The following is a 2648-nucleotide window of genomic DNA, read 5'->3' on the forward strand; positions in this document are numbered from 1 at the left end:
GGAGTAGTTATCGAACCCTACTATGTACTGGAGTACCCGGATTGGGTCTGTGTTCTGCCGATCACGCCTCAAGGTGAGGTGGTTCTTACGCAAGAATATAGACATGGCGTTGGATTGGTGGTTGCCGGTCTGCCTAGCGGCGTCGTCGACAAAGACGACTTTGGCCCGGAGGCGACGGCACGGCGTGAATTACTGGAGGAGACTGGCTATACTAGTAACCGGATTGTGCCATTGGGATCACTTTACGCCAACTCCACCAATCAACCCAATATGGTTCACTACTTTCTCGCTCTCGATGCCGAACTAACGGGCACACCGGCATTAGATGCGACGGAGCAGATTGATGTCGAACTCATTCCTTGGGAGCACATTCGCTCGACGCTGCTCCTGCGCCAAAGCCACCATATAGCCTGCGTCCATCTGGCGGAAAGACACTTTTTGGGACATTTTTCACCGCCGCCTGCTGGTGCCTGACACGCCGTCATCCACTTGGCGTCCCAGATAACGCCTAAAACGCGCCACTCAACCGGCTATGCATGGCCAGCCGCCGGGAGCAGACAGTCCAGCGTGTAACTTTGTTGAGGTGTCGCCACACACACTAGATCAATTGTTGGGGATTTCGCTCATATCGACCGCGGCGACTCCGAAGCCGGTTGCCTTCACCTTTCGATCAGGGTCTTGCTCGACGTTGATACGATCTGTGCTCCTTGCCGAGCGACATGAAATCGAAGCGAGATTCATCGTATCCTGAACCGGTACATCGATGATCTCGTGCGCCTTAGATCTGCGCACTCTAATCATAAGATGGATCAGTACTGTATCATCGCCAAATCAGACGCCGATAAGGGGTCAAAAAATTCCCTGCAATTGACAGCCAGCCTTCTAACTTCCTTGGCCAAGTCCGCCCGGTTCCTTGCGAATCCGGGGGGCGCGGGTGACGACTACCTGGCGAGACAGGTCGCTGCGTATCCGTTCTATCAACCTTGCGAAAGTTTTTCGCCCGGTTCAAGGAACCTTCCGCGAACCGATTTCCCCTCGACCTCGACCATAACATGATCCCCCGGGGAAGTCGGAGCAGGTGCACTCTTCGCCGCAGCGCATATTGCTTTTGTAATTCTTTGAAATCCGTCCCGGCCCGTTGAAATGGCAGGTACCAAGCTCGCGAGACTAGACGAGTCCGGAGCCCATCCACACTCGTCATATACCGAATTTCTGAGGGAGTTGGTCGCCAAATTGCTGTCGACACTAGGAGTAGTCGTACACGCAGATAAAAAGACGAAAGCGGTGGCAATCAAGACGTAGCAAGCTAATCGCATTTCAGCATTCCCCGATGGATATCGTTCAGGTGACTTCGCCAATTATCATTTTTTTAGTCTAGTTGCGACCGCGTGGACATTGCAGGGGAACAATGTCCAGCGTTGAGAAAGCAGCTCCTATGACGCCGCCGCTACGGCTGGGCTGCCCTTGCGTTTTAAATGCGTATGACTAGAATCCTATTTGGCAGGGTATATTGGGTTCTGGGCGGCTCCCGCCAATCGTGGCTATCGGCCCGCCCTCTCCCGGAGAATAACGTGAGCGGTGGGGTGATGGACGAGGAGCCGGCAGCCGAGGACAAGCCCCAGCGCCGCCGCTACTTGCGGCGGCCATTCATTGTCGTCATCCTCATCGCGCTGCTGCCTGCCACCGTGTATGCGAAGCTCACCCGCAACATCAGTCACATCGAAGTCACCCGCGAGGACCTGGGCGACGCCCGCCCGGCCAAGGCATCGACCGACGCGCTGAACATCCTCGTCGTCGGGTCGGACCAGCGAGACGACAGGTACGCGGGGGAACGTGCGGACATCATCATGCTCGTGCACCTGTCCCCTACACGGAACGAGGCGGCCGTCATCAGCTTCCCGCGCGACTCGCTGGTCCAGCTTCCGGCCTGCCGCTCCGGGGAAAGGCGGCCAGGTCAGCAGCGGCGTATCGGCATGATAAACTCCTCGTTCAGCTTCGGCGGTATCGGCTGTACCTGGAAGACCATGGAAGCGCTCACCGGCATCCACATCGATCACTTCGTCACGGTTGATTTCACCGGCTTCATAGGCATGGTGGATGCGATTGGCGGGGTGKACCTCTGCATCCCCGAGCCGATCCGTGACAACTACGTACAGCTGGACCTGCCCGCGGGGTGGCAGACGCTGCAGGGTGAACAGGCGCTGGGGTACGTCCGTACCCGCCACAGTATTGGCGACAGGTCCGACATCGGCCGCATCCAGCGTCAGCAGGATTTCGTCGTCGCCATGGCGAAGAAGACACTGAGCGGTTGGACTCTGATCAACCCGGTCCGGCTGCTTGGCTTCCTCAACACGGCTACCAAGTCCATTACCACCGACCCTGCCCTCACACTCGGCGTGATGTTAGACCTCGGGCTCATTACCCGCAGGCTGTCCTCCGATCAGGTCCACTTCGTCATCACGCCGTGGCGCTACTCCACCAGCTACCCCGGTCGGATAGAGTGGCTCCAAGGACCGGCCAAGAAACTGTTCCGGTCGATCGCCGCTGATAAGCCCCTCCCCGGGACAAAGCTCAGGGATACCCAGTCCACCGTGCCGCCACCCTCCGAGACGGACGCCAAGCAGTACGCGGACCACGCCGGTCCGGCC

2 protein-coding genes are annotated in these 2648 nt (G+C 58.0%); both read left to right on the top strand.

Annotated features, from left to right (window positions below; all coding sequences use genetic code 11):
- A partial coding sequence (locus ACXJ5O_RS23890; protein ID WP_457302075.1) for an NUDIX hydrolase occupies nt 1-474 on the top strand: 474 nt, incomplete at its 5' end.
- Between the two features lie 1097 nt (nt 475-1571).
- The coding region (locus tag ACXJ5O_RS23895; protein WP_457302076.1) for an LCP family protein at nt 1572-2648 on the top strand (1077 nt) is incomplete at its 3' end.

The organism is Phyllobacterium sp. P5_D12 (assembly GCF_054049495.1).